The sequence below is a fragment of the Microbacterium sp. CCNWLW41 genome, from assembly GCF_037083505.1.
Window position 1 is genome coordinate 128,217 of the sequence record NZ_JBAOJP010000012.1, and the last position, 25,521, is coordinate 153,737.

The 25,521-nt window shown below is 73.6% G+C and carries 18 protein-coding genes; 3 read left to right on the forward strand and 15 right to left on the reverse strand.

The window, feature by feature from the left end; translation table 11 throughout:
• Window positions 1–5 precede the first annotated feature (5 nt).
• The 9 genes from V6R91_RS32010 to V6R91_RS32050 all read right to left on the reverse strand — a co-directional run bounded on the left by V6R91_RS32010 (window position 6) and on the right by V6R91_RS32050 (window position 16,811).
• A complete protein-coding gene (locus V6R91_RS32010; RefSeq protein WP_336398714.1) occupies window positions 6–6,107 on the reverse strand; it encodes an Ig-like domain-containing protein in 6,102 nt (2,033 codons plus the stop codon).
• 186 nt (window positions 6,108–6,293) lie between these two features.
• Complete coding sequence (eccCa, locus tag V6R91_RS32015) at window positions 6,294–10,262, reverse strand: type VII secretion protein EccCa (RefSeq protein WP_336398715.1); 3,969 nt, start codon at window positions 10,260–10,262, stop codon at window positions 6,294–6,296.
• Window positions 10,259–11,353: an RDD family protein gene (locus V6R91_RS32020; RefSeq protein ID WP_336398716.1), complete on the reverse strand. Its 1,095-nt coding sequence runs from the start codon at window positions 11,351–11,353 to the stop codon at window positions 10,259–10,261. The genes eccCa and V6R91_RS32020 overlap by 4 nt, the downstream gene beginning before the upstream one ends.
• Before the next feature lie 137 nt (window positions 11,354–11,490).
• The gene (locus tag V6R91_RS32025) at window positions 11,491–12,888 is read right to left on the reverse strand and encodes a hypothetical protein (protein WP_336398717.1); all 1,398 of its coding nucleotides are present in this window, start codon (window positions 12,886–12,888) and stop codon (window positions 11,491–11,493) included.
• Window positions 12,889–12,933: 45 nt separating this feature from the next.
• Entirely contained in the window at window positions 12,934–14,295 is a 1,362-nt protein-coding gene (locus V6R91_RS32030) for a WXG100 family type VII secretion target (protein ID WP_269456622.1), read from the reverse strand.
• Complete coding sequence (locus V6R91_RS32035; RefSeq protein ID WP_336398718.1) at window positions 14,292–15,719, reverse strand: S8 family peptidase; 1,428 nt, start codon at window positions 15,717–15,719, stop codon at window positions 14,292–14,294. The genes V6R91_RS32030 and V6R91_RS32035 overlap by 4 nt, the downstream gene beginning before the upstream one ends.
• A complete protein-coding gene (locus V6R91_RS32040) occupies window positions 15,716–16,045 on the reverse strand; it encodes a hypothetical protein (RefSeq protein ID WP_336398719.1) in 330 nt (109 codons plus the stop codon). The genes V6R91_RS32035 and V6R91_RS32040 overlap by 4 nt, the downstream gene beginning before the upstream one ends.
• 135 nt (window positions 16,046–16,180) lie before the next feature.
• Window positions 16,181–16,468 carry a WXG100 family type VII secretion target gene (locus V6R91_RS32045; RefSeq protein ID WP_336398720.1) on the reverse strand — a complete coding sequence of 96 codons (288 nt, stop codon included), beginning with the start codon at window positions 16,466–16,468 and terminating at the stop codon, window positions 16,181–16,183.
• 25 nt (window positions 16,469–16,493) lie between these two features.
• On the reverse strand, window positions 16,494–16,811 hold the full coding sequence (locus V6R91_RS32050) for a WXG100 family type VII secretion target (RefSeq protein ID WP_271063070.1): 318 nt from the start codon (window positions 16,809–16,811) through the stop codon (window positions 16,494–16,496).
• 226 nt (window positions 16,812–17,037) lie between these two features.
• Between V6R91_RS32050 and eccD the strand changes: the two genes are divergently transcribed.
• From eccD to V6R91_RS32065, 3 genes are read left to right on the forward strand one after another with little or no spacing between them, the layout of a single operon-like run.
• Window positions 17,038–18,369 (forward strand): type VII secretion integral membrane protein EccD, encoded by a 1,332-nt coding sequence (eccD, locus tag V6R91_RS32055; protein ID WP_336398721.1) that lies wholly within the window; start codon window positions 17,038–17,040, stop codon window positions 18,367–18,369.
• A gap of 3 nt (window positions 18,370–18,372) precedes the next feature.
• Window positions 18,373–19,683, forward strand: a complete 1,311-nt coding sequence (gene eccB, locus V6R91_RS32060; protein ID WP_336398722.1) for a type VII secretion protein EccB — start codon at window positions 18,373–18,375, stop codon at window positions 19,681–19,683.
• Entirely contained in the window at window positions 19,680–21,092 is a 1,413-nt protein-coding gene (locus V6R91_RS32065; RefSeq protein ID WP_336398723.1) for a S8 family serine peptidase, read from the forward strand. Before eccB ends, V6R91_RS32065 begins: the two co-directional genes overlap by 4 nt.
• Before the next feature lie 570 nt (window positions 21,093–21,662).
• Here V6R91_RS32065 and V6R91_RS32070 read toward each other — a convergent pair.
• The 6 genes from V6R91_RS32070 to V6R91_RS32095 form a co-directional block, all read right to left on the reverse strand.
• Window positions 21,663–22,124 (reverse strand): hypothetical protein, encoded by a 462-nt coding sequence (locus tag V6R91_RS32070; RefSeq protein ID WP_271062342.1) that lies wholly within the window; start codon window positions 22,122–22,124, stop codon window positions 21,663–21,665.
• A complete protein-coding gene (locus V6R91_RS32075; RefSeq protein ID WP_271062341.1) occupies window positions 22,121–22,816 on the reverse strand; it encodes a hypothetical protein in 696 nt (231 codons plus the stop codon). The genes V6R91_RS32070 and V6R91_RS32075 overlap by 4 nt, the downstream gene beginning before the upstream one ends.
• Window positions 22,817–22,850: 34 nt before the next feature.
• Entirely contained in the window at window positions 22,851–23,159 is a 309-nt protein-coding gene (locus V6R91_RS32080) for a hypothetical protein (RefSeq protein ID WP_271062340.1), read from the reverse strand.
• Window positions 23,160–23,225: 66 nt separating this feature from the next.
• On the reverse strand, window positions 23,226–23,969 hold the full coding sequence (locus tag V6R91_RS32085; RefSeq protein ID WP_271062339.1) for a YbaB/EbfC family nucleoid-associated protein: 744 nt from the start codon (window positions 23,967–23,969) through the stop codon (window positions 23,226–23,228).
• Window positions 23,970–24,089: 120 nt separating this feature from the next.
• On the reverse strand, window positions 24,090–25,040 hold the full coding sequence (locus V6R91_RS32090; RefSeq protein WP_336398724.1) for a DUF5684 domain-containing protein: 951 nt from the start codon (window positions 25,038–25,040) through the stop codon (window positions 24,090–24,092).
• Window positions 25,033–25,476, reverse strand: coding sequence for a hypothetical protein (locus V6R91_RS32095; RefSeq protein ID WP_271062337.1), 444 nt, complete (start codon window positions 25,474–25,476; stop codon window positions 25,033–25,035). Before V6R91_RS32095 ends, V6R91_RS32090 begins: the two co-directional genes overlap by 8 nt.
• Between the last annotated feature and the right edge of the window lie 45 nt (window positions 25,477–25,521).

Here is a 25,521-nt window from a genome sequence, read left to right on the forward strand (position 1 = left end):
ACCGGCTACGAGTTCGGCCACGTGATGGCCGGCGTCTCGCCCCAGCCGTCGATGACGACGGAGGCCTGGGAGCCCGGGTACCCCTGGAAGCAGGACAGCTGGGTGGGACCGTTCGCCGGCAGGTAGTAGTCCCGCGGGCGGTGGTTGCCGCCCATCATCGAGCCGTTGACCATGCAGGTGATCCGGTAGGTGCCCGGCGTGAAGTTCTTCGTGTTGACGACGTAGTACCCGCACGAGGAGTGACCGCAGATCCGCGCGTCCTCCTTCGACACCCCGGGCGCCCTGCTCAGGGTCGCCGTCGGCGGGGGCGGCGGGTCGCTGGTCGTCGCCGACCGGGTGGCCTCCTGCGACCACTGCCCCTCGGTGTCCATCGCCTTGACGGCGATCGAGTGGGTCTGCTGGTAGCCGTTGCCGACGTCGCGCGTGCCGCTGCGGCCGACGTTCTCCCATGCGCCGCCGTCGATGCTGATCTGCATCACCTGGATGGTCCGGCCGTTGTCCGGCGGGGCGTTCCAGCCCAGGCGGATGGAGGTGCCGAGGTTCTCGGCCGTCGCCGAGGGGGTGTTCACCGGGCCGAACGGGACCACCTCGCCGGACGTCGCCGGGTCGCTCTGGTAGTAGTACCCGGAGTCTCCGCCGAAGGACCCCTGGGCGATCGCGGCGTCGTTGACGGTCGCGAACAGAGTCACCCGATACGTCGTCCCGTTGGTGAGCCCGGTGATCGTGTCGTTCACCAGCGCGGTCGGGATGCCGCCGTCCAGCGAGTACATCACGCTGATCTCCGACTCCGCGAAACCGTTTCCGCCGTGCTTCTGATAGGTCACCGTGATGCTCTTGTCGTGGGGCTCGACGCCGATGTCCGTGATCGGCTTCGGCTTGGTCACCGCACGCACGGGCGGGGAGACCTCGCCGAGCGCCCCCCAGCCGGCCTTGTTCCTCGCCTGTACGCGGAACGTGTAGTCGGTCGTCGACGTCGGGACGACCACGGCCTGCTCGGTGCCGGAGACCAGCAGCTCCTGCACCGTCGTCCCGCCCTGCAGGACGTGCAGGCGGTACTCGGCGACCGGATCACCGTTGGGCGACGCCGCCGGCCAGCTGACGTTCACCTGTGCCTGGTCGCCCACCGCGGACGACCGGCCCACCCGCGGCACGCCGGGCGCGCCCGGGGGACCTGCGGGGATCTCGTCGGCCGACCACCCGCTCCAGCTCGACGGCTCGGGGGCGCGGTTGTGGGCGCGCACGCGCACCTGGTAGGAGGCGCCGTTCTCCAGCCCCTCCCACGTGTACGCGTTGCCGGTGACCCCCGTCTTCGTCGCGACGCCGTTCGGCGGCGCGGGGGAGATCTCCAGCGTGTAGGAGGAGACCGGCGACCCGGGCGTCGTGGGGGTCTTCCATGCGATCGAGAGGGACTTGTCGCCGAACTTCAGGGTCGGCGGGGTCGGGGTGTCCGGCCGTGCGTCCGGACGCGCCACCTCGGATGCGCGCGAGGGCTCGCTGTCGCCGACGCGGTTCGTGGCGACGACCTGGAACGTGTACTCGACGTTGTTGGTCAGCCCGTCCAGCGTGCACGTCGTCGAGGTGCACGCCTTGGTGTAGTTCCCGGCGAGCGAGGTGACGGTGTAGCCGGTGATCTCGGCACCGTTGTTCGCCGGCGGGGACCACGACAGCACGGCGGTGCGATCCTGCACGCTCGTCACCCGCGGAGTGCTCGGGGCGTCGGGGACGCCCTGCACCGTGATCACGATCCGGCCGTCGACCTCGCGGTCGGGGTCCTTCGTGGCGTCCTGGATCCGGTAGCGCACCACCATCGGGCCCACGTAGTCCTCCGAGGGCTGGACGACGACGTTGTCGCCGTCGCGGCGCACGGTGCCGCTGCCGGTCTCCGCGATCGCGCTGGTGACGGCCAGCGGGGTCTCCGGGAACGGGTTGACGTCGTTCGCGAGGACCGGGATCGAGATCTCCTTGCCCTGGTCCGCCTGCGGAACCGTGTCCTCGTTCGCCACCGGCAACGGCCGGGTCGACGCCGAGACCGTCACGGCGACCGTACCCTCGATCGGGTCGGTGGTGCCGTCGTCGACCCGGATGCGGACGGTCCCGGTCGTCCCCTTCGGCACGGTGGACCCGGCCTCCACGGACAGCGTGGAGCCCTCGATGCGTGCGGTGATGCCGCCGCGGGGCTGCCCGGCCACGGCGTAGGCCATGCCGCTCTTGTCCTCGGGATCGGGATCGTCGGTGAGGGCCGCCAGATCCACCGTCACCGGCTGCTCGCCGGGGGCGACGGTCACCTCGCCGTTCGTGAACGTCGGCGGCTGGTTGTCGGGCGGGAGGACCGTGATCGGGATCGTCAGGGTCGCCTTGCGCCCCTCCGGGTCGTCCGGCCCGGTCCCGTCGGTGACCTCGAACGTCAGCGCGTCCCTGCCGAAGTAGCGGTTCTTGGACGCGTACGTCAGAGTCGCCTCGTCCTTGATGAGCGACGAGCCGTCGGAGTTCACCGCGCTCACCTTGGCGGCCTCGGTGATCCGCGCGGTCCCGCCGCCGGCGACCGTGACGTACTCCGACAGGGGCAGGTCGATCCGCTCGCCGCTCTTGACCTCGACGGGCTTCGTCGATCGCAGCGTCGGGCGCAGCTCGTCGCGGGCCGGGACGAAGATGAACGCCGAGGCCTGCTGGTCATCGAGATCGGTCACGGTGTAGCGGATGAGCTGGCGCTCCTCGCCCACGGTGACCCGGATGGACCGGTCGCTCCGGATCACCCCTCCGTCCTCGACCTCGAGCTCGAGGTCGTCCACGACGCCGTCCGGGTCCTCGTCGTTGTCGAGGACCGCGACGTCGACGGTCAGGTCGTCGGTCACGTCCTCGACGAGCACGCGGTCGTCTCGGGCGATAGGCGCGACCAGCGGCACGTCCTCGGCCACGGTGATCTGCAGCGGCGCCGTCGCCTCGGCGCCGCGCTCGTCCGCGATCGTGTACTGCACCGACGTCTCCATCGGGGAGTCGGGGGCGGTGACGAGCAGGCGGTCTCCGGAGACCTCGGCGGACAGCCCCGCCACGTCGGGCACCTCGACGCCGTCCGTCACCAGGCCGATCGCGTCGCCCTCGGGGTCGGAGTCGTTGGCCAGGACCGGCACCGCGACGGTGCGCCCGGGCCGCGTGACGATCGAGTCCTTGACCGCGTACGGCGCCTGGTTCGTCTCGGTGCCGGGGGCGATGCCCACCCGGATCGACGCCGTGCCCTCCTTGCCGAGGCGATCCCGGACGCGGTAGGTGAAGGTGTCCGCGCCGACGGAGTCCGCGAACGCGTCGTAGACGAGGTAGTTGGTCCCGACCTCGGAGACCTCCCCCTTCTTCGGCGCCGAGGCGAGGCCGAGCAGCTCCACCGAGTCGCCGTCGGCGTCCAGCCCGTCCAGCGGCACCGCCACGCGGACGCTCGAACCGCTGAGCGCACGCACCGTGATGTCCTGCGGTCGCGGGGCCGCGTTCTCCTCGGCGTCGAGGGGCAGGATCTGGATGGTCACGTAGCCGGCGTCCTTCTGCCCCGTCGTGTCGATCGCCTCGTAGGTGGCGTAGACGGTCTTCGCCTCGGGCCCCGCGCGGAAGCGCAGCAGGTCCTGGGAGACGAACGCCTCGCCGTCGAGGGGGTCCACCAGCGGCTCGACGAGGTCCGGGGCGAGGTGCAACGCGTCGCCGTTCGGATGGGTGTCGTTGTCGAGCACCGGGATGTTCACCACGTCCCCCGCACGCACGACCACCTGGTCGTCGTTGGCCACCGGGGGAAGGAGCTTGTCCGGGGCCGGGATCGGGATGACGATCACGTCGCCTTCGGCGGTCTTGGTGCCGTTGGAGATGCGGTAGCTGATCCGCACCTGCTCGTCGAGCATCCCCTGGTCGGTGATGCGCAGCGTCTCGTGGTTGAGCACGGACACGCTGATGCCGCTCTGCGGGGGCACGGTCACGGACTGCACCACGAGGATTCCGCCGGAGGGCTCGGTGTCGTTGTTGAGCACGCCGACGAGCACGTCGCCGCCCGTCGGAAGCAGCGCCACGTCGCGAACCGCCACCGGGGGCAGGTCCTCCTGGGTCTTGTCGAGCACGTCGACGCGGACGAGCCCCGGCACCGCATTGGGTCCGGCACTCACGAGGTACTGGGCGTAGTACACGCCGGGGGCCTCCGCCTGGAAGGTGAAGGTCTTGTTCGGGAAGTCCGGCGTGATCGTGGCACCGGAGACCTCGTCCACCCGGGCGAGGCGCAGCGCCTCCCGGCCGGAGCTGGTGTCATTGGTCAGCGGGGCCACCGTGACGGACTCCCCGGCGCGGGTGACGACGTGGTCCGCGTTCGTCTTGGGCATGGTCGAGCCCGCGGGCCGCACGTCCAGGCGGAGCACGCCCACGGCCGACTCGTTCTGTCCGTCCGCGACGACGACCTCGATGTCCTTGCGCCCCTGCAGGCTCGCCACCGCGCGGTAGGTGATCTGCCCGTCCGTGGTGAAGTCCACCTCGTCGCCCTCGGCGGCCGTCACCGACTTCAGGTAGACGTCGTCGCCGTCCGGGTCGATCCAGTCCGGCAGGACGTTGTACGAGACGGTCCCGCCCGTCTCGACCGCCAGCGAGGTGGTCCGCTTCTGGGTGGGAGCGGCGTTGACGCTCCAGTCGTGCACGGAGAGCTGGACGTTCGCCTGCGCCGTGCCCCCGCGCCCGTCGTCGATGCCGTAGCGGAAGGACCCGCCGCCCGTGGCGTCCTCGGGGACGGCGATCTGGAGGGCGCCGCCGTTGTTGATCGGCTCCACGCGGCCCAGGCCCGGCTGATCCCCCTCCAGGGCGGCGACGAGGACGTCCCCGTCCGCGTCGGTGTCGTTGTCGAGCACCGGCAGGAGGGTGGTGCGCCCCGGGCGCACGCCGAACTCGTCGTCCGTCGCGATCGGCGGGGTGTTCTGCTCGCTGCGCTCGGGGAGGGTCGTCTCGACCGTCTCCTCCGACGTCTCCTGATTGTCCTCCGACTCGCCCTCGGGCGGGGTGATGACCTCCCAGTTGTCGACGCGCTGCAGACTGTCGGCGGCGAGCCAGGCCGCGCCGCCGATGATGTCGTTGAGCACGACGACGTCGCGGTTCACGCGGAACGTGAGCGAGGTGCTGCCCTCGGCGCCCTCGATGCCCGCCTCGAGATCGGCGGCGTCCCCCGCGCAGTCGCGGACGAACCGGGCGGAGCCGGCCCATGCCCCGTAGGCGCAGCCTTTCACCACTGCGGGAACCGCCGGCGCCCCTTCGCCGCCGGCCTCGCGGACCACCGGCTCGGCGCCGTCGAAAGGCACCGTCACGAGGCTCTTCGAGGTCGCGATCGTGACGCCCGGCGCGTCCGCCGACGGCCACTGCAGCACGGCGCCGTCGGCGTCCTCGATCTCCGTCTCGATCCCCGGCCCGCGCAGCGCGCCGGACGCGGCGTCCAGCACCACGGGACGCGTCCCGACCACGGTGATGCGCGGCTCCGCGCCCTCGGGGAGCTCGATCGGGGCGGAGGACGGCTTCTCCGCCTCACCCTGCGGGCTCATGGCCACGGTCACGACCGTGCCGTCCTCGGCGGACACACCGTACACGGTGCCGTCCTGCCCCACCGCCACGTCGGCGCCCTTGCCGAGCGTCGCTACGGGCTTGGCGCCTCCCGCCTTGAACCCGCCGAGGCCGCCGGCCTGCACCGCCCAGAGCTTGCCGTCCTTGGGCTCGAGCATCGCGACGGTGGTCCCGCCGAGCGCGATCTTCGCCCCTCCCGGAACCGGAACCGACTGCTCCATCGCGACACGCGCCGGGTCCACGGCGGTCAGCGTCGAAGCACTCGTGTCCGAGACGAGGACCGTCCCGCCGTCCTGCAGAACGTCGTACTGGTCACCGGCGGCGCGCAGGCCGCCGTCGAGGACGCGGGACTCGTTGTTGAAGTGGCCCACGAGCATGCTGGAGCTCTTCGTGATCCAGACGCCGCCGTCGTGCAGGTCGACCTCTGCGGTGGGGTTGCCCTCGTACGCGAGAGCCATGCCCGTGATCGCGACGGCGGCCACGGTGACGCCCGCGATCGACGCGATCGTCTTCGGGCGTGCACGGCCCCATCGCAACGACTTCACGACGCAATCCCCCTGCGCTCTGCTGATCTCCGGTCGGCATGGCGAGACCGCGCGATCGCTCCGCCGAGGATGGCGGAGGACGCGAGGACCCGGAGGACATCCTAACCGCCGCCTTAAGGGATGCCGATGGGGAGCTCTCCCCATCGGCATCCCTCATCGGGCGACGGCGCCCACGCCGGAGCCTGCTCAGCCGTACTGCGGAGGCACCCAGAGCATCTGCGCGGCGACCACGCCGCGGTCCCGGCTGACGATCTGCGCGCGGCCCGGGATCGCCGGCACCGGCTTCACCTTGCCGATGAGCTGGCCCTCCTCGGGATTCCCGCTGAGGAGGATGCCGGTGGCGCCGAGATCGGTCATCCGCTGGATGATCGGATCGTACGCGGCGCGGCTCGCCCCGCCCGTTCGCCGGGTGAGGATCACGTGCAGGCCGAGGTCCCCCGCCTGCGCCAGCAGCGGCGCCAGCACCGCGATCGGGTTGCCCTGCGACGTGGCGACGAGGTCGTAGTCGTCCACGAGGACGAACCCCTCCGCCCCCGTCCACCAGGACCGGCTGCGCAGCTGCTCGGGCGTGACGTCCGGTCCGGGCATGCGGCTGCGGAAGAACGCCGCCAGCTCGCCCATGCCGCCGTCGGCGAGCTCGTGCGAGGTCAGATAGGCCCCCAGGTAGTCCTCGGGGATCTCGCCGAGCAGCGCGCGCCGGTAGTCGACGACGAAGATCTTCGCTTCCTTCGGCCCGTACAGCCGCATGATCTCGTGGACGACGCCGCGCAGCATGGACGACTTCCCGGAGTCCGCGTCGCCGTACAGGTACAACAGGGGCTCGGCGATCGGGTCGATCGACACCGGGGCGAGATCGGCTTCGTCGATGCCCAGGAGCATCTCCCGCGGCTCCACGCCTCCGCCGCGCTCCGCGGCGAGAGCCCGCAGCTCGGCATGGGTGATGCGCTCCGGGAGCAGTCGCAGCTTGGGTCCTGCCGGGCCCGGCCACGCCGCGCCGACCCGCTCGACGAGCCGCGCGATGCCGTCGGCCAGGGTCGAGGCGTCCTCGACCCCGTCGACGCGGGGGATCGCGGTGAGCATCTGGAGCCCGCGGGCGTCGAGTCCCCGTCCGGGGAGGCTGGTGACGTTCGCCGCCGCCTTGCGGTCGACCTCGGAGTCGCTCGGGTCCCCCAGCCGGAGCTCGATGCGGGTGCCGATCAGGTCCTTGATGTTGGCGCGCACCTCCATCCACCGGGCGGCGGTGAGGATCACGTGCACACCGTAGGTGAGGCCGCGGGCGGCGATGGCCTGGATCTGCGGCTCCAGCAGCTCGAACTCGGAGCGCAGGGTCCCCCATCCGTCCACGACGAGGAAGATGTCGCCGTAGCCGTCGTCGACGAGGCCCTGCGCCCGCCGCTGGCGGTAGGTGTCGATCGAGTCGATGCCGTTCTGCCGGAAGTACACCTCGCGCCGGTTGAGCAGGCCGGTGATCTCCGACACCGTCCGGCGCACCACGTCGGGCTCGGACCGCGTCGCCAGCCCGCTCAGGTGCGCGAAGCGCTGCATGCCGGCGAAGCTGCCGCCGCCGAAGTCGATGACGAAGAACTGCACCTCCCGCGGCGTGTGGGTCAGCGCGAGGGCGGCGACGGTGGTGCGCGCCAGGGTGCTCTTGCCGCTCAACGGCGCCCCGACGATCGCCATGTGCCCGGCCGCGCCGCCCAGGGAGACGACGAGGTTCTCACGGCGCTGCTCGAGCGGCACGTCGACGATGCCGAGCGGCACGGTGAGCCCGCCGACGGCGCGCCAGCGCGGCGAGACGAGGCCGAGCTGCGGGTCCTCGACGAGGTCGCCGAACAGCGCGTCCAGGGTGGTGGGCGTCTCCAGCGGCGGGAGCCACACCTGGTGCGCGGCCGGGCCGCGGCCGCTCATCCGCTCCACGGCGAGCTCGAACGTGCTGCGCTGGGTCTCGGGCTCGGCGGCGGGTGCCGGCTCCTCCGGCTGCGGGGCGGGGGTCTCCGGGACGCGCACGGGCGCGGCGGTGAACAGCTCGACGGCTGCGGCCTGCGCCCCGCGGCGGCTTCCCGGCGTCGCGCGGCGGCGACGTGGCGGCGGGCCGGAGACGTAGGCCGCGCGGAACCGGGTCATCGACTCGGTGTCGGACTTGAGGAATCCCACGCCGGGCTGGGGCGGCAGGTGATAGGCGTCGGGGACGCCGAGGACGGCACGGGACTCGGATGCGGAGAACGTGCGCAGGCCGATCCGGTACGACAGGTGCGAGTCGAGACCGCGGAGCTTGCCCTCCTCCAGACGCTGCGAGCTCAGGAGCAGGTGCACCTGCAACGACCGGCCCAGGCGTCCGATGTTCACGAACGTCTCCACGAACTCCGGCTTCGCGGCCAGGAGCTCCGAGAACTCGTCCGCGACGATGAGCAGCGCCGGCAGCGGCGCGAGATCCGTGCGCCCCGCACGGCGCGCCTTCTCGTAGTCGGCCACGTTCGCGAAGGGACCGGTGGCGCGCAGCAGCTCCTGGCGCCGGACCATCTCGCCCTGCAGGGCGTCCTGCATGCGATCGACCAGCGAGATCTCCTCGCCGAGGTTGGTGATGATCGCCGACACGTGCGGCATGCCCGCCATGCCCGCGAAGGTCGCACCGCCCTTGAAGTCGACGAGCACGAAGTTCAGCTGCTCCGGCGAGTGGGTCAGCGCCAGTGCCAGCACGAGAGTCCGCAGGACCTCGGACTTGCCGGATCCCGTGGCACCGATGATGAGGCCGTGCGGCCCCATGCCCTGCTGGGCGGACTCCTTGATGTCGAGGATCAGCGGTGTGCCGTCGTCGGCCTGGCCGATCGGCACGCGCAGGCGGTCGCGCTCCAGGCGGCCCGCCCACGCGGCGTCGAAGTCGATGTCCCGGACGTCGGGGAGGCCGAGCAGGTCGACCAGCTCCGCCTGTCCCCGCGGGGTCGCCGACGCCTCCGCCGGGGAGTCCGAGGCGGCCTGCTGCACGGAGATGAGCCGGCGCGCTGTCGCCTCGGCCTCCACGATGCTGATCGCATCCGGCACGAACTCCCGCGCGGGCACCTGCCTGCTGACGAGCTCGCCGGCGCCGCCGGCGCCGGCGGCGAGCGCGACGCGCAGCGTGTTGTCGTCGTCCAGCTCGTCCCAGCTGTGGGGCAGATCGATGACGGTCACCCCGGTGACGCCGTCCGGGCTCAGCAGCGCGCCGGTCGCCGGCACGCCGTCCGTGAGGACGATGACGTGCGGCAGGGCCGGGGCGCCGGCGCTGCGCGTGAAGCGGGAGCGCTCACGCACCTCCGGGGAGAGCATCGCCTCCAGCTCCGCCAGGTCCGACCCGATCATCCGCGCCGCGCCCAGGGCGTCGCGGACCGTGCGCGAGTGCGTCTGCGGCAGCCACTTCGCCCACTCCCACTGCGGCAGGACCCCCGGCTCGGCGGCGATGACGATCTGCAGGTTCTCGGGGTCGTGGAGGGTGGCGGCGTGCAGGAGCATCGCCCGCGCGAGGCCCCGCGCCTCCTCCTCGTCGCCGGTGATCTCGACGCGCGCGTAGTCGCCGAGCGTGACACCGAGCGGCAGCTGCTTCTGCGTCTCGTGCGTCAGCATGAACCGGTGCGCGGCGGAGGCGGCGACCGGATCGAGCTGCGCGAGCGGGGGCAGCTCCGGCGCCTCCAGCGTGATGCACAGCGGCTGATCGCTGATCCCCACGCGCACCGAGAGGAAGTCGGGATCGGTCGGGGCACGCTCGCCCACGCGGGTGCGCTCCTCGGCGATGTACGGCAGGGCCGAGGGGGCGGGAAGCTGCCAGTTCGCGCCCCGGCGCTGCTGGTGGGCCGCCACCCGGATCGAGGTGCGGAGCTCGGTGAGATAGGCCAGGTACTCCCGCCGCGCGGCGAGCGTCGCCGCCTGTCGCTGCGCCCGCTGCCGCCAGCCGTTGACCACGACGAAGCCCAGGGACGAGACGAGCACCATGCCGCCGATGAGGAACCCGGTGGGCCCGGCGTTGGACATGCTGACCATCACGACGGCGCCGACGCTGCCGAGCATCGGCAGCATCGAGGCGAGCATGTTCGAGCCGCCCTCGCTGGGCTGCAGCTCAGGCGGCGCCTGGACGGTGAGCCGCCCCGAGGGGACGCGCGGCGGCGCGAGCCGTGGTCCGGTCATGGCTGTGCGCCCCTCTCCCGGTCGGCGGCGCGACCGCGTCGTGCGCCGCGCAGCGGCTGGTCCGCCGCGCCCTCCGCCTCGGGCATCAGCAGGTTGATCGTGAAGACCCGGTCGCCCACGCGCACCCGGTCGCCGTCGTCGAGCACGAGGCGCGTGCCCGCGGGGAGCTCGGTGCGGCCGCCCTGATCGGCGAGGATGTCGGATCCGTTGGTCGAGCCGAGGTCGGTCACCCAGGTGCGGCCGCGCGAGTGCTCCAGGCGGAGGTGGCTCTTGGAGACCGTGCTGTCCGGGTCGTCGATCACGACGAGCAGATCGCCGGGCTCCGTCGGCGCCGGTCGTCGTCCGAGCGTGACGGCGGCGGGGAGGTCGATGCGCACCCGCTGCCCCGTGTCGAACACGAGGAGCAGGGCGCCCCGCGCCGGATCCGGGGATGCGGCGGGCGTCGCCGCGACGGGCGCGGACACGGCGGGCGCGGACCCGACGGGAGCCGGAGCGGCCGGGACGCCGGACGGCGTGGCGCGCAGCGGCGCGGGCTCGTCGTCCTCCTCCTCGTCGACCGCCGGGCGAGCCGACATGCTGATGAGCTGCGGCGGGGCCAGCGTCGCCCCGCCGCCCACGGCGGCCGGGGCGGATGCGGCGCCGCGACGGGGCGCCGCGACGACCACGGTGTCTGCGGCGCGGTCCGCCCAGGAGCGGCGACGCCCGAGCGGATCCCAGGCGCTGGAGGCGACGACGATCCAGGACCCGATGCCGACGACGAAGCCCGCCCCGGTGATGAGCGCGCGGACGAACGCGCGTCCTGCCCCTGGGGAGAAGGGCCCGTCGCTGCGTGCGGCACGCAGGCGCAGCAGCAGGTTGCCCGGGGTGGCGCCGGTGCGGGCGAGGGCGACCGCGAACCCGACAGCGACCTGCAGGGCGACCACGACGGCGAGGGTCGGGCTGCGCGTCGCCCAGAGCACGCCGCCGGCGAGCAGGGCGACGAGCACGACGTCGATCGTGAAGGCCGCCAGTCGGGCGCCCGTCGCCGCGGGGACGCCGGCGAACGCCGGTCCGAGGGCGCTCTCGCTCGCGGTGGGGCGGGGGCGGGGCACAGGCGCCGTTCCGCGGCGCCGGCGGGACCGCGCAGCACCGGGCGACGAGGCAGGCGGAGCGTCGGGGATGATCACGGAGACGGGTTCGGGGATCCCGGCTCCCCGGGCGCGGCCCCCCGGGGGCGTTCCGATTCCGCTCACGCTGCCATCATTCCACGCAGGAGGGTGAGCACATCCGCGTGCAGCAGGGCGGCGGGCAGGGCCAGCGCGACGGCGATCGCCTCGAACGCATCGCCCACCCGGGACCAGGCGAGCGAGCGAGCGCCGCGGGACACCGGCCGGATCACGAGGACGGCGAGGACGGCGAGGAGGAACAGGCCGCTCGCGACGATCAGCAGCAGCGTCGGCGGGGGGACGGCGGCCCCCGACCAGGGTCCTGTCCCGGCGGCGACGGCCGCCGCCGCGAGGACGAGCACGCCGACCGCCGACGCCCGCGGCGCCCAGCGCAGCAGGCGCGAGCCGGTGTGTCGCGGCACGAGCAGGAGGGACAGCACCAGGCAGACCAGCAGCGCGATGCCGCCGACGACGACGAACGGGTCCGAACCCCAGGGCCGCAGCAGGACGACGGGAGCCAGCGCCAGGGCGACGAGGCTGAGCACGACCGTGCCCGACCCCAGCCGCGCCCAGGAGTCGGCCACCACCTCGCGTACGCCCAGGGCATCCACCGTCGTCGGCGACTCGGGGATCGCGCCGCGCACGGTCCAGCGATTGCTCATGAAGTGCCGGTAATCGATGAACGCCCCGTCGGGGAGGTTCACCAGGGCGCTGGGGAGCGCGCGCAGCAGCAGGGGCACGAGGCCCAGGCAGATCGCGGCCGCGTCGGGCGGGGCCCAGCGCAGCAGCAGCGCGATCCCCCACACCGCGCCGAACACGACCAGCAGGATCGCCACGGTCCCCGCGGCCGCGCGGATCGCGCGCGTCCCGGTGAGCAGGGCGACGAGCGCCGTCCCGACGGCGGCGGCGAGGAAGCCGGAGGCGACCGACAGGTGCGCCGCCCCCTCGAGCGACGCCGGGATCAGCAGTGCTCCCGCGGCGAAGGACAACGCCGCCGGGGCGACCACGCCCCGCAGCGCCAGAGCGTCGGTGTCCGTGTCCGCAGTGCGGCCGGTCCAGGCCACCGCGGACACGAAGGCGCCCGCCGCGGCCACCAGACCGGCGATCAGGCGCAGCAGGGGGTCGATCGCGCTCGCTGCGCCGGCGGCCACGAGCAGCACCGCCGCGACCGCCAGCAGCACCCAGCGGGCGCCGTGGTCCGCGCGCCCTTCGTCGGCCCGTCCCCGTGCGACGTCCGCATCGCCCGCGACCGCGTCGGGGTCGACCAGGGTGTACAGCCCACCCTCGACGAGGTCCTCGCCGAGGGTGTCCGCATCGATCTCGTACCCGTCCGGACCGAGCACCGTGGGACGGGCCGATCCGGCGAGACCGCTGACCCGCAGGGCCTGCGCCAGGCTCTCGTCGACGGGCAGCGCGAGGTCGGCGCGTCCCCGCCCGCCCGCCAGCGCGATGCGCCGCCGCTCGATCACTCCCCCGGACACAGCAGTACCCTACTCGTCCGGTGCGCGCCGACCGGCGGGCACGGCTCACTCCCGGTCGTCGCGTGAGCCCGCACGGGAGCCCTTCGACCGCGGCAGCGGCTCCTCGTCGTCCTCGATGCGCGGCGCGATCGGGCCCCCGAGCCCGGCGCGCGGACGCTTCTTCTCGTCCGAACCCGTGCCGCCGGCTCCCATGATCATCCCGCCGCGGGCGCCCGCTCCGGCTCCGGATCCCGTACCGGCAGCGCCGTTCGATCCGGTTCCGCCGAGGCCGAGCAGCCCGCCGGTCTTCGCACCGGCCAGGCCGCCGACACCGCCCACGCCACCGAGCTTCGCGCCGGCGCCGAGCGCGAGCGCTCCCGCACCGCCACCGCCGATCGCCCCGGGCAGCGCTCCGCCGCCGATGCCGCCGCCCCCGCCGGGGGCGTGACCGCCCGGCACGGATCCTCCGGGTCCCGTGCCTCCGGGTCGCAGACCGCCCGGCCCCTCGGGACCGCCGGGGACGCGTCCCGTCGGGTTCGGGTCGTCGACCGAAGGATCGTCGGGGACGTCGGGACCGTCCGGATAGTCCGGGTAGTCCGGATCCCGGGGGCCGTCCGGCTCGTCCGGGTAATCCGGGTAGTCAGGATCCTGCGGCCCGTCCGGGTCGTCCGGGTGATCCGGGTCGCTCGGGCCGTCCGGCTCGTCCGGGAAGTCGGGGACATCCGGATCCCGGGGGCCGTCCGGGTAGTCCGGGACCGAGGGCGGCGGGACCCCGGGACCGCCGGTCCCCCCGGGGCCGCCGGTCCCGCCGGGGCCGCCGGTCGGTCCGACGGGGACGCCGCCGGTGCCGCCCTCGTTCTCGGTGGTGCCGCCAGGGGGCGGCGGGGGCGGGGTCTTCCCCCCGCTCGAGCTGAAGTCGATCTGCGCGAGCCGGGCCCGGGCCTCGACGACCTTGCGCCGCGGCTCCTCGATCGCGGTCTCGACGCTCTTCACCGCCGCACGTGCCTGCTCCTCACGCTGACCGCCGAGGAAGTCCCCGATGAGGTCGAGCGCCTTGTCCGCGGCCAGCGGGCCGAGGATGGGGTGCACCACGACCGACGCCCCCTTCACCGCGTTCGCCCAGAACGGGTCGACCTCCGCGCTCGGGAGCTCCGCCGACACCGCCGTCCGGCGCGCGGTGTTCGCCGCCTCGATGGACGAGGCGATGGTCGACACGAGTCCGTCGACCTCGGTGAACTTCGCCCGCAGCTGGGTCACCCGTGCCCGTACCGCTGCCCCCGACTCGCCCTCCCAGGCGCCCTCCGCCTCGGTGAGCGTCTTGAGCACGGCGTCCAGCGACTGCAACGACAGCCGCAACGCGCCCGCCTTGGGGATGCGCCAGTCCTCGATCGCGCGGATCCGGTTCAGTTCGTCCTCTGCCTCGCTCATCGCTTCCCTCCGTCGTGTCCTGCTCCGGCGTAACCCCCCGGCACACCGTGGCTGTTCTCGTCCGTCACCGTCGCGGCCGTCGGCGTCGGCGGCGTCGTGGCGGCCGCGGCCCGGCGGCGCCGCGACGCGCCGAGCCCCAGGACCAGCGCGAACGCGCCGCCCACGACCACGAGCGCGCCGCCCGCGACCGCCCACATCCCCCACGGCGCCGGCGTCTCGGCCGGCGCGGTCGTCGAGGCCGTCTCCGGTGCCGTGGCGGGTGCCTCTCCGCCCGCCGCCGCGACCTCGTCCGCCGTCGGCCCGTACGCCATGGCGAGCTCGAACTGCGGATTGTCGAAGAGCGGGTTGACGTCCGGATAGGACAGCGGGTCGTCCGCCAGCATGCCCGTGAGCGAGATCGGCCCGTAGCCGACGTCGTCCCGCCATGCCGGCTCGTGCCGGGATCCGCCGGTGGTGCCCAGCATCGTCTGGATCAGCTGGTTGCCGCTCGCCTCGGGGAACCTGCTCTTGAGCACCGCCAGGGAGCCGGCGACGATCGGCGTCGCCAGGGACGTGCCGTCCACCAGCGCCTGTGCCGTCCAGCCCTCGCCGGCGTCCGGCACCAGGATCCCGATGCCCGGCGCGGCGACGACGACCGACTCGCTCGTGTTCGGGGTGAGCGGCGCACCCTCGATGCCCTTGTCCCCGGCCATGATCTGCCCGGCCTCGTCGAGCGCCTGGACCGTGACGACGCCGTTGCGGCCCGCGGGGAAGGTCACCGCGCCCGTGTCGTTCGGCATCGCCGCCAGCACGACGACCCCCTCGGCGTGTGCGCGCGCGATCGCGTCCTGGAGGACACCGGAGATCGGGCCGCTGAGCGAGATCGAGACGATGTCGGCTCCGGCGTCCAGCGCCGCCTCGAACGCATGCCCGGCCCCGTCCAGACGGATGTTCGTCCCCTGGCCGTCGAGGCACTCCAGGCTCTCGGCGTCCGCGTCCGCGGTCCTCCCGGTCATCCCGGCGTAGTACAGGACTGTCGCCTCCGGTGCGACCCCCCGCACCGGCCACTGCCCCTCCGCCGCGGCGCCGGTGCCGAGGATGGTCGACACGACCTGCGTGCCGTGGTCGGCGACCTGGCCGTCGGTGGACGCCGCCGGGATCTCAGCGCCGTCGGCGCCGCGGCAGAACGCCGGCTCGGCCACCTGCAGGTCCGCGCCGCGCAGGGCGGGCACGTCGGGGTTGATCTGCGAGTCGATGACCGCGATGGTCACGCCCTGACCGCGAAAGCCCGCGGCGTGGGCCTCGGGCACGCCCCCCTGATCGATGTACCACCCGCCGGGGACCGGCTGGTCAGCGGCGTGCGCGGGCGCGACGACCCCGACCGCGAGCACGGCGGCCACCGCCGCCAGACCCGCGGCCGTGCGACGCGCACGCGCGGAGCTCACGGACGGCTCCCCCCGCCCTGTTCGGCGGACTCCAGCAGCGCCAGCAGGCGGCGCCCCTCGTCGGCGAACTCGGCATCGGTCTCCATGAGCCTCTTCACGGCGGCACGGATCTCGTCCTGGGTCTCGTTCACGACCGTGATGATCTTCGCGGTGACGTCGCTCATCTCCTGGGCGGCGTACCGGACCTCGTCGCGGAACGGCTTGGTGACCGCGCTCGTCCCGCCCTCGGAGATCGCCACCTCGACCGCGGCGGGGAACTCCTCCATCGCCTGGAGGATCTTGGTCAGGGCGCCGGTGACGCCCTCGACGAGGATGCTGATCGTCATGTCCGTGTCCGCCTCTCACTCATGTCCGTCGACTCGTGTCCGCTGCACGCCCCGAGGCCTCGCTCTGGCCGGGGCGTGCACCGGACACGCCACGGGTGCGGATCCCGAAGAGCCGCACCCGTGGACGTCGTCACCTTACGCGAAGCGACCCGCCGACGAGCGGTCGCGGGAGACGTACTCCTCGCTCATGCCCTGGGTCTTCGTCGCGATCTGCTCCAGCAGCTGCTGCAGCTCGGTGAGCTTGGCGCTCCACTCCCGCTGCGCCCGGTCGTAGGCGGTCTGCGCCTCACCGTTCCAGGCGGCCCGGAGCTTGCCGACCTCGCTCTCCAGGGTGTCCAACTGCGAGCGGATGCCGTTCGCACCGCCGCGGATCTGATTCGCCAGAGCAGTGACCTGCTCCGGACGCACCGACATCGACTGCATCGTGATCTCCCTCGTTGTCTCTCGCTCAGGCGCCCGACATCATCGAGCCGAGGCCCGAGATGGTGGAACGGTGCTGCTCTTCGGTCGCGGCCTGGTCGCGCTCGGTGCCCGCCAGGGCCTCCTCGAGCGTCACCAGCACCTCGTTGAGCTGGCGGGTCTTCTGGTCCCACTGGTTCATCAGGCCCTGGAACGAGTCCGAGGCGCCGCCGGTCCAGTAGCCGCGGACCTGCTCGATCTCGCCCCGGACCTTCTTGACCTGCTGGTCGATGCCCGCCTTGGCGGTGTTGACGGCCTGTGCGCCCTTCCTGAGCGCGCCTTCCTCTGCAGAGATGACCTCAGCCATTACTCACTCTCCTCCGGTTGGGTGCGGAAAGAGGACTCGAGGCCAGGTGTCCGAAGCGCCCGGTGATGTCCCCACGGAAGACAGTAGGCGCTGCCACGGACGGAATCCATGGGGAGAACTCCCCATGGATCCCCTCGGGCCCCTGGGCGTGCTCCTTATAGAGTTGTCGCTGTCCCCGGCGCGGTTTCCGCCGGGGATCAACGACCGCGTGGGGGAACCGGATCCAATGGACCAGGGCAGCAGCGCTGCGGGTGCCGTGCTGAGGCTGTCGATCGTCAGCGACGACCGGCGCCTCGACGCGGGCGTGCCCGCGCAGGTGCCGCTCGTCGAGATCATCCCGGGCTTCGCGCGGAGCCTCGGCGTCCTCGACCCCTCCCTCGCCCACGGCGGCTACGCCCTGCACCGCGCGGACGGGACGCCGCTGAACCCCGCGCTCGGCGCCTCCGCGCAGGGCGTGCACGACGGCGAGCTGCTCACCCTCGTGCGCGGCGGCCTCGTCTCCGAGCCGCGGGTGTACGACGACGTCGTCGAGGCCGTGATCGACGCGACCGCCGCGCAGCACGGGAGCTGGACGCCCAAGGACAGCGCCCGCACCGCGCTGGCGATCAGCCTCACGTTCCTGGCGCTGTGCGGCCTGCTGCTGGTGGCGAGCGGCGCCGGACTCGTGCCGGCGATCGTCGCCGGCGCCGGGGCGGTCGTGCTCCTCGTCGTCGCCACGGTGCTCCTGCGCCTCGACCAGCCGGAGGCAGGCCACGCCCTCGGGCTCGCCGCCGCCGCGTACGGCGGGCTGGCCGGCTATCTCGCCGCCCCCGCGACGATCCTCTGGGGCTGGCCGCTCGCGACCGCCGGGCTGGGGCTGCTCGTGGTGGGCGGGGTGAGCCTCGCTCTCACGAAGGACAAACCCGAGATCCATCTCATCCCGATCGTGCTGGGCACCGTGATCGGGATCACGGCGGCGTCCGCCGCGCTGTTCGGCAGCGTCATCGCCCCCTATGCGCTGATGCTCGCCGTGAGCGCCACGCTCGCCAACGGGATCCCGTGGCTCGCCCTCGGCTCGACCCGCATCCGGGTCATCTCGCCGCAGAGCGACGCGGACGTCTTCAGCGTCCCCGAGCCGATCGACGGCGAGGACGTCAAACGCCGCGCCGCGGCGGGGACGCGCACCCTCGTCTCCCTGCGCGCCGCGCTCGGACTCGCCGCGCTCGCGGCCACGCCGCTGGTGGCCGCCCAGGGACTGGCGGGTGCGCTGCTGTGCCTGCTCGCGTTCGTCGGGATGATGTTCCAGTCTCGTCAGATGCACGCGCGGCTCGGGGTTCTCGCGCTGATGATCCTCGGCGCGCTGGGGCTCGCCGCCGCCGGGCTCACCGTCGCGCTCACGCAGCCCGGGCTCCGACTGGGCCTGCTGGTCGTGCTCATCGTCGCCACCGTCGTGCTCGTCGGCCTCACCCTGCTGAGTCCGCGCGCGCGGCTGCGGCTGGCCCGCCTCGCCGACACGGTCGAGATCCTCGCGATGGCGCTCGTGCTGCCGCTCGGCGTCGTGACGGCGGGACTGCTGTAGCCGATGGCGACGAAGAAGGAGCTCATCGAGGCGCAGGGCTTCAGCCGCCGCCGCCTGCTGTCGGCGTTCACCGGAGGGGCGCCCGGAGGCAAGGAGCTCGAGCCGGCCAAGCCTCTGCGGGCCGTCGCCGCCGGCATCGCCCTGACCGCGATGCTCCTGCTGGGCGGCCTGTTCTTCGGGATGCTCCGCCCGGGGCTCCCGCAGGGATGGGAGAACAACCGCCTGATCATCGCCACCGACACCGGCGCGCGCTACGTCTCCGTCGAGGGCGTGCTGCATCCGGTGATCAACACCGCCAGCGCGCGCCTGCTCATCCCGGCGAAAGAGTTCTCGGTGGTCAGCACGGACAAGGGCACGTTGGAGGGCATCGAGGTCGGGGCCCCGATCGGCATCCTCGGCGCCCCGGACGACCTTCCCGCGCCCGGCTCGCTGCACAACACCGGGTGGACCGCGTGCGTGGATCAGGACGCCGGCGCCGCGGTGTCCGTCGCCGCCACCTCCATCGCCACCGCGCAGCCGGGCGCCGGCGTCGTCGTCCGCCGCGACGGCGACCTGTTCGTCATCGCCGGGGGACTGCGCTACGCCGTTCCCGCCGACGAGGCGGACGCCGTCCTGCGCGGCGCAGGGCTCGGCACCGCGGGGATCACGCGCGTGGACGGCCGCTGGCTGAACCTCTTCCCTCCCGGCAGGAACCTCTCCCCCATCGTGCTGCGGGACGTGGGGACGCGCATCCCGGACAGCGACCTCGTCGCGGGCGAGATCGTGCACGTGCAGGGACGACCGGCGGACGAGCGCTACGTCATCACCAGCCGGGGCGAGGCCGCACCCCTCACGCCGCTCGCGTTCCAGCTGTACCTGCTCGGGAGCGGGGCGACGGCGGGTCCCGAGCGCGAGGTGACCCCGGCGGAGCTGGCGGCGCTGCCCACGGGCTCGCCCGCCGGCGGAGACGACTGGCCCGCCGAGCCGCTGACCGCGCTCGCGGAGCCGCTGGCCGCCTGCGCCCTCCTGGACGACGAGGGCCGCACGGTGCTCGCCGCGACCGACGTCGAACTGCCGGCGGATCGGGCCCGGCCGGCAGTGGCGGTCGGATCGGGCGCCCTCGTCCGGGTGGGCGACGGCGAGGCGGCGGCGCACGTGCTGGTCGACGAGTCGGGGACCGCCTACGCGATCCCCGACGGCGCGGAGGCCGTCGACCGTCTCGGGTACACGACGGACCAGGCCGGGCCGGTCCCGGAGTCGTGGCTGGCGTACTTCGCGGGCGGCCCGGCCCTCGCCATCGACGCCGCAGGACGCACGCCCGCGAGCGACGGATGAGACGCTCGCCCGGCACGTTCGTCGCCGCGCTCCTCGTCGCCGGAGCGATCGTCGTCGGATCCGTTCCCGCCTCGGCGTCGGCCGCGGCTCCGGTGCGGGCCGCGGCCCCCGTGATGGCCGCGGGCGACGCCTGCCGGCCCGGCGAGGTCGTGCTCACGCCGCAGACGCCGCCCGCACTCCTCGCGCTGGGGGCCGAGCAGGTGGCGGAGCGGGCGACCGGCCGCGGCGTGACCGTCGCCGTCGTGGACTCCGGGATCGACGTGGCCAATCCGCATCTCGCGGATGCGGTCGCCGGCGGGGTGAACCTCGTCGGCGACGGCGAGCGCCCCGACGGTCTGAGCGACCCGCACGGGCACGGCACCGCGATCGCGGGCGAGATCGCCGCGCGGCGGATCGCCGGTTCCGGCGTGGTGGGTCTGGCCCCCGACGCCGTGCTGCTGTCGGTGCGGGTGTTCCGCAGCGACAGCGAGGAGGACCGGGACAAGGGGTTCGGCCCCACGCCCGAGCGGATCGCGGCCGGCATCCGCTGGGCCGCGGACAACGGTGCACGGGTGATCAACGTGTCCATGAGCATGCAGCAGGACGCCCCGGAGCTCCGCGCCGCCGTGGAGTACGCGGACGCCGTCGGCGCGCTGGTCGTCGCCAGCGCCGGGAACCGCGCTGCGACGCCGGACGCCCCCGACGATGTGCGTTACCCCGCGGGCTACCCGCAGGCGCTCGGGGTCACCGCCGCCGCCGCGAACGGCCGCGCCACCGACGACTCGGTGCACGGCCCGCAAGTGGACGTCTCGGCTCCCGGGTCCCACGTGCTGAGCACCGCGACCGGGGCCGGGGACTGCCAGTTCAGCGATGACGCCCCCTCCGCCAGCTTCGCGACCGGCTACGCGAGCGCCGCGGCGGCCCTGGTGGCGCAGGCGCATCCGTCCGAGCCGCCCTCGGCGTGGGCGTACCGCCTGGCCGCCACCGCGGTGCGCACGGACCCCGACCGGCGCGACGATCGCGACGGGTGGGGATTCATCCGTCCGCTCGCCGCGATCGACCTCCTTCCCGACGCCAGCACGCGGGGGCCGGCGAGCCCGTTCTTCGACACCGGCGGCAGCGCGGTGCGCCCGGAGCCGGCGGAGATCGGCTCCGCGCCCACGGCGACGCCCTTCGCCCTCACCCGGGAGGTCGCGCTCCTCGTCGGCGTCGTCACGGCGGCGCTGCTCGCCGTCCTGGCCGCGCTCCTGCTGCTCCGCCGTCGCCCGGACACCGCCCGCCCCGCCGCCGGGCGTCCCGCCGCCGGGCGTCCCACCGGGCCGGACGCCGCCTCGGACGCCGGTCCGGAGCGCGCAGGGCCGGCCGCCGGGCCGGAACGCGCCGGATCTGCGGGCGGCCTGCTCGAGCGCCCTCCCGTGTCCCCGTTCTGACGCGACGGAGGACGCACCCTCCCGCGGAGGATGAGCAATCGATCGTCCGCACGAGCACGTGTTCTCCGCCCCACAGCCTCCACCGACGCGGACGTCGCGCGTTCCCGCGGAAATCACCTCCTCATGGGGACAACGCACCCTCCCGGGGACAACGCACCCTCCGGCGGAGAGACCCCCTCCCGCGGACTCCGCACGCTCCGACGGTGGATTGAGACCCAACTGTCCGCACCAACAGGTGATCTCCGCCGCACCGGCATCCACCCCCTCGAAACTCCGCGCACGCCGGCGGAGACCACACGTCCACACGGATGACGCGCACTCAAGCAGAGGATTGACGCCGAGGCTTCCGCGCCAACAGCAGGTCTCCGCTAGGGCAACTCCCACCGACACGGACATCGCGCATTCCGGCGGAGACCACGCCCTCCCGGGGACAACGCACCCTCCCGCGGAGAACCGTGCCCCGCACGGACAACGCGCGCTCCTGCGGACGATGGATCCTCAGGCATCCGCCCGAAGACGTGTGCTCCGCCGCAACGGCGTCCCGGCCCCGCACTCCGTGGGCCGGTGGGCTCAGGCGCGAGGATCCGCGTCGCGGGAACGACGGACGTCGCGGTGGTTGGCGCGGACGTACACCGCCAGTTGGATCCCCAGGACGAGCATCAGGGCGGCGAGCACGAGCCCGAGCGTCAGCCGGGTGGCGTCGAGGAGGCAGAGCACCGCACCTACCCCGGCGACCGCTCCCCCCAGGAGGCCGGCGAGGAGGTTGGGGCCGCTGATCGCCGCGACGTCCGGATACCGGCGGGCGATGGTCCGCGCGAGCCCCGCCACGATCAGCGTGAGGACGCCGATGACCGCGCTCACAAGCGCGGTCGCTCGGATGGCGATGCCTCCGGACCACCCCGCGAACGCGACGACGGCGACGCCCAGGATGAGCACGCCGACGACGAACCCGCCCGCCGCGCGCCGCCGCGCGCCGCTCGCGACCCCGGCCGGATCGTCGGCGGGGTCGCGAGTGCCTCCGGCAGCGGTCATGCCGACGCGAACTTCGGCCAGGTCTGGATCCCGGACGAGGTCCCCTTCAGCGTGCTTCGCGCCGAGGCGGCCTTGCTGTACATGACCGCCAGCGCAGCGCCGAGCGCCCCCAGGGCGATGGCGATCGCACCGAGCGCCGTCGGCGGAGCCAGCGGGATCCCGACGACCGTGACGGCCTCCCCGGTCGCGGTGGTGAAGCCGACGATGACGGAGATGATCGCCGCCACGACGCCCGCCCAGAACGCGACGATCGCGATCTGCAGGTCGTCCATCATCGACGCGATCTTCTGCGCGTAATCGGTGTCCAGGGATTTCATCGCGGCCTGCTGGAGCGGGACGCGCTGGCGGTACTGCTCGGCCCCGAACTCCTGCCAGCGGTCGTCGGCGGCGAGCATGCCGCGGTCGACGTTGCGGCTGGCCTCGGTCGCCGGGCCCCCGACGCTCTCCTTCCAGCCGTTGGCCGCCCCGCTCAGCATGAAGGGGTTGCCGACGTAGGAGAGCTTGTCGACGAACCAGTCCCAGAACTCCTGGACGCGCTCGACGAGCCAGTTCCAGCCCTCGATCACGCGGTCCACGACCCACTGGAAGACGCCGGGCACGTGCGACAGGGTGTCGTTGATGACGCGGCGCAGCTCCTCGAACTGTCGCTGGAGCTGTTCGAGCAGTCTTCTCGCCTCGGCTGCGGGATCCATGTCCTTGTTCCTCTCTCCTGATGACGGTCGGGCGCTACTGCACCGGCGCCCACATGCCGCCGAACTCGTTGATCGCGGCGTTCTCGTTGGCCTCCAGGTCCGTGCGGATCCGGCGCAGCGCGGTGGCGGCGCCCGCCGTCTCGCCGGCGCCCTCTCGAAGGAGGCGCAGCACGTGATCACGGACCTGCACGTACTCGTCGAAGACGTCCATCGCGGCGAACGAGAACGCCCCGCGATACACGTCGATGCCGTTGAGCGCCGTCTCGATCGCGCCGAGCTGTTGCGCTGCCCCGTCCCATTTCGACGCGTCCTCCGTCAAGGCGTTGAACTCGACCAGTCCCATGTCCCGTCCTCCTGCTCCTCGATCTCGTGCTTCGTGCTTCGTGCTGCGGATGCCGCCGCGGTCCTGCTACCGTCCGAGCAGCCTCTTCACCAGTGCGTCCGGGTCCTCCGCGAGCGCGGCGAACTCCGCCAGCGGCGTGCCCTCGAGCGCGCCCGCCGCCGTGGCCGGCGGGATCTGCTCGACCGCCGCGTCGATCGCGGCGTTGATCTCCGTCGCGATGCCGCTCGCCCTCGTCCGCCCGAGCCACTGCGGGCTCAGGACGAGCCGGACGAGATGTCCGGCTCCATTGACGGTGGCGGTCACGTGCCCCCCGTAGGTGGACCCGTCGTACTCGGCCGTCGCCCGGTGCCCGACGGCCTCGGCGGCCTCGGCGAAGCCCGCACTGAGCTGCTGCAGGATCTCGGTGACGTTGTGCATGACGGCGTGGATGTCGGGACGCTCCGCCCCGGCGGCGAACGCGTCCTCCACCCGGGAGGCGACCGAGGATCCGAGCGGCGGGAGCGGGGTCGCGCGCGTGGGCTCCGGCGCCTCGGCCACGCTCTCGCCCCAGGCGCCGAGCGCCGCGTACGCGATCTGCGCATAGGTCGCCACGATGGCGGCGCCGAGGGCCTCCGGCTCGTGCGCGTCCTCCCAGTGGTCGCCGAGGTGGACGCGGATGTGGTTCTCCGAGCGCCGGGCGACGACACGGATCGCCCCGGACGGATCGCTGGCCTCGCCCTCGTCCTCCGGAGGCGTCCCCTGCGCGAACCGCTGCCTGCCGAGATCGATCTCGTCCCGGAGGTCATACAGCCTGTCGATGTCGTCGGTCACGTGCGCCGCTCCCCTTCTCGCTGCCTCTGGCCGATCCTCTCCCGAGGACCGACGCCGCGTCGATGGGGCGAATTCCCCATCCGCGGCGTCGTCGCCGTGCGCAGCCGAGGGGAGGGGCGGTCACGCGCTCCGGATGAGTCGCAGGGTCAGATCGCCGAGCCGGAACGCACCCTCCACGACGACGCGTTCGCCCGCGCTCAGCGCCTGCCAACCGCCGGAGGCACTCTGGACGCCCGAGCCGTTCGTCGAGCTCAGGTCGGTGAGGTGCCAGCGCGTGCCGTCGTGCTCCAGGCGGGCGTGCGTCTTCGACACCGTGCGCGTGGCGTCGGGGACCGCCAGCGGCTGGTCGCCCGCCGCGCCCGCCGGCGCGCGACCGAGCACGATCCGGGGCCCGGGGAGGGGCAGCCGAGTGCCGTCGTCGAGGACGAGATGCCACGACACCGGCGCGGACGCGGGGTCCGGGACGACAGGAGCGGGCGCGGGGCTCGGGTCCGAGGCCTGCTCCGGCGCGGCGGGCACGGAGGCGGACGCTCCGGGGCGCTCGATCGGCACGTCGTCGATCAGCGTCGGCTCGAGCGGGGCGGGGATCGGGATCGCGTACCCGGAGGCGTCGCGGGCGAGCGTGGTCCGTCGCGGGTCCGGGAGCGTGCGGATCCCGCCCGTCCGCGGCGTCGCCGGGTCGTGAGGCGGCGCGGTCTCGGCCGCGGGAGCCTCGGCCCGGGCCAGCAGCGTCGCCCACAGCGGCGGGAGGAGCACGCCCAGGACCGTGAACCCCGCGCCCCGGCGGAAGCGCACTGTGATCCGGTGGACCGCGACGATCCGCAGGTACAGCCCGTAGAACTGCACCAGCGGGATGAAGAAGAACACCACCGACCAGGCCGGCACGCCGCCGCGGGCGAGGATCTCCGCCTCGTTGAGGACGGGGACCCATCCCTTCCATCCCTCGCCGCCCAGGCGCGGGAAGAGCCGGGAGAGCGCGACCGCGTACCAGACGAACAGCGCGGCGGCGACGAGGACGCCGACGGCCGCAACGGCGACGAGGGCGACCGGTGGGAGGCCGAGGTCAGGCATCCGGTCCCCGGCGCACGAGGACGCCGCCGACCGAGCCGGCGACGTTCGCCAGGAGGAGGGACATCAGCATCAGGGCGCCGGCGGAGAGCATGCCGATGACGCTGCCGCGCAGCCCCGCCAGCAGCAGCGCGACGCCGCCGCCGCCGATCCCGACGCCGAGCACGACCACGGTGAGGATCCGCACGGCGCGACGCGTGGCCAGGGCCGGCGGGCGCAGACGCGGCAGCGGCACGGCGATCGCGCCGAGCAGGAACATCAGCACGGCCAGCACGGCGGACACGATGGCAGCGCCCAGGAACGCCAGGTCCACCGTCACACCCCAGAGGAACAGCGCGGCGACGATCGCCAGCGTGACGGTGCACACGAAGCAGGTCGCCCCCGTCGTCCGTGCCCGCGCCGCCGGGGACGACGACGCCGTCTCGCTCTCCTGCGACATCCGATCCCCTCCGTCGTCCTCCGCGTCGCCTCGACCCTAGCGAGG

Bases quoted from the DNA above. Each gene is read 5' to 3' on its own strand.
- eccCa (WP_336398715.1), bottom strand. From the start codon at position 10,262: ATGACCGGACCACGGCTCGCGCCGCCGCGCGTCCCCTCGGGGCGGCTC.
- V6R91_RS32030 (WP_269456622.1), bottom strand. From the start codon at position 14,295: ATGAGCGAGGCAGAGGACGAACTGAACCGGATCCGCGCGATCGAGGAC.
- V6R91_RS32040 (WP_336398719.1), bottom strand. From the start codon at position 16,045: ATGACGATCAGCATCCTCGTCGAGGGCGTCACCGGCGCCCTGACCAAG.
- V6R91_RS32045 (WP_336398720.1), bottom strand. From the start codon at position 16,468: ATGCAGTCGATGTCGGTGCGTCCGGAGCAGGTCACTGCTCTGGCGAAT.
- V6R91_RS32050 (WP_271063070.1), bottom strand. From the start codon at position 16,811: ATGGCTGAGGTCATCTCTGCAGAGGAAGGCGCGCTCAGGAAGGGCGCA.
- eccD (WP_336398721.1), top strand. From the start codon at position 17,038: ATGGACCAGGGCAGCAGCGCTGCGGGTGCCGTGCTGAGGCTGTCGATC.
- eccB (WP_336398722.1), top strand. From the start codon at position 18,373: ATGGCGACGAAGAAGGAGCTCATCGAGGCGCAGGGCTTCAGCCGCCGC.
- V6R91_RS32065 (WP_336398723.1), top strand. From the start codon at position 19,680: ATGAGACGCTCGCCCGGCACGTTCGTCGCCGCGCTCCTCGTCGCCGGA.
- V6R91_RS32070 (WP_271062342.1), bottom strand. From the start codon at position 22,124: ATGACCGCTGCCGGAGGCACTCGCGACCCCGCCGACGATCCGGCCGGG.
- V6R91_RS32075 (WP_271062341.1), bottom strand. From the start codon at position 22,816: ATGGATCCCGCAGCCGAGGCGAGAAGACTGCTCGAACAGCTCCAGCGA.
- V6R91_RS32080 (WP_271062340.1), bottom strand. From the start codon at position 23,159: ATGGGACTGGTCGAGTTCAACGCCTTGACGGAGGACGCGTCGAAATGG.
- V6R91_RS32090 (WP_336398724.1), bottom strand. From the start codon at position 25,040: ATGCCTGACCTCGGCCTCCCACCGGTCGCCCTCGTCGCCGTTGCGGCC.
- V6R91_RS32095 (WP_271062337.1), bottom strand. From the start codon at position 25,476: ATGTCGCAGGAGAGCGAGACGGCGTCGTCGTCCCCGGCGGCGCGGGCA.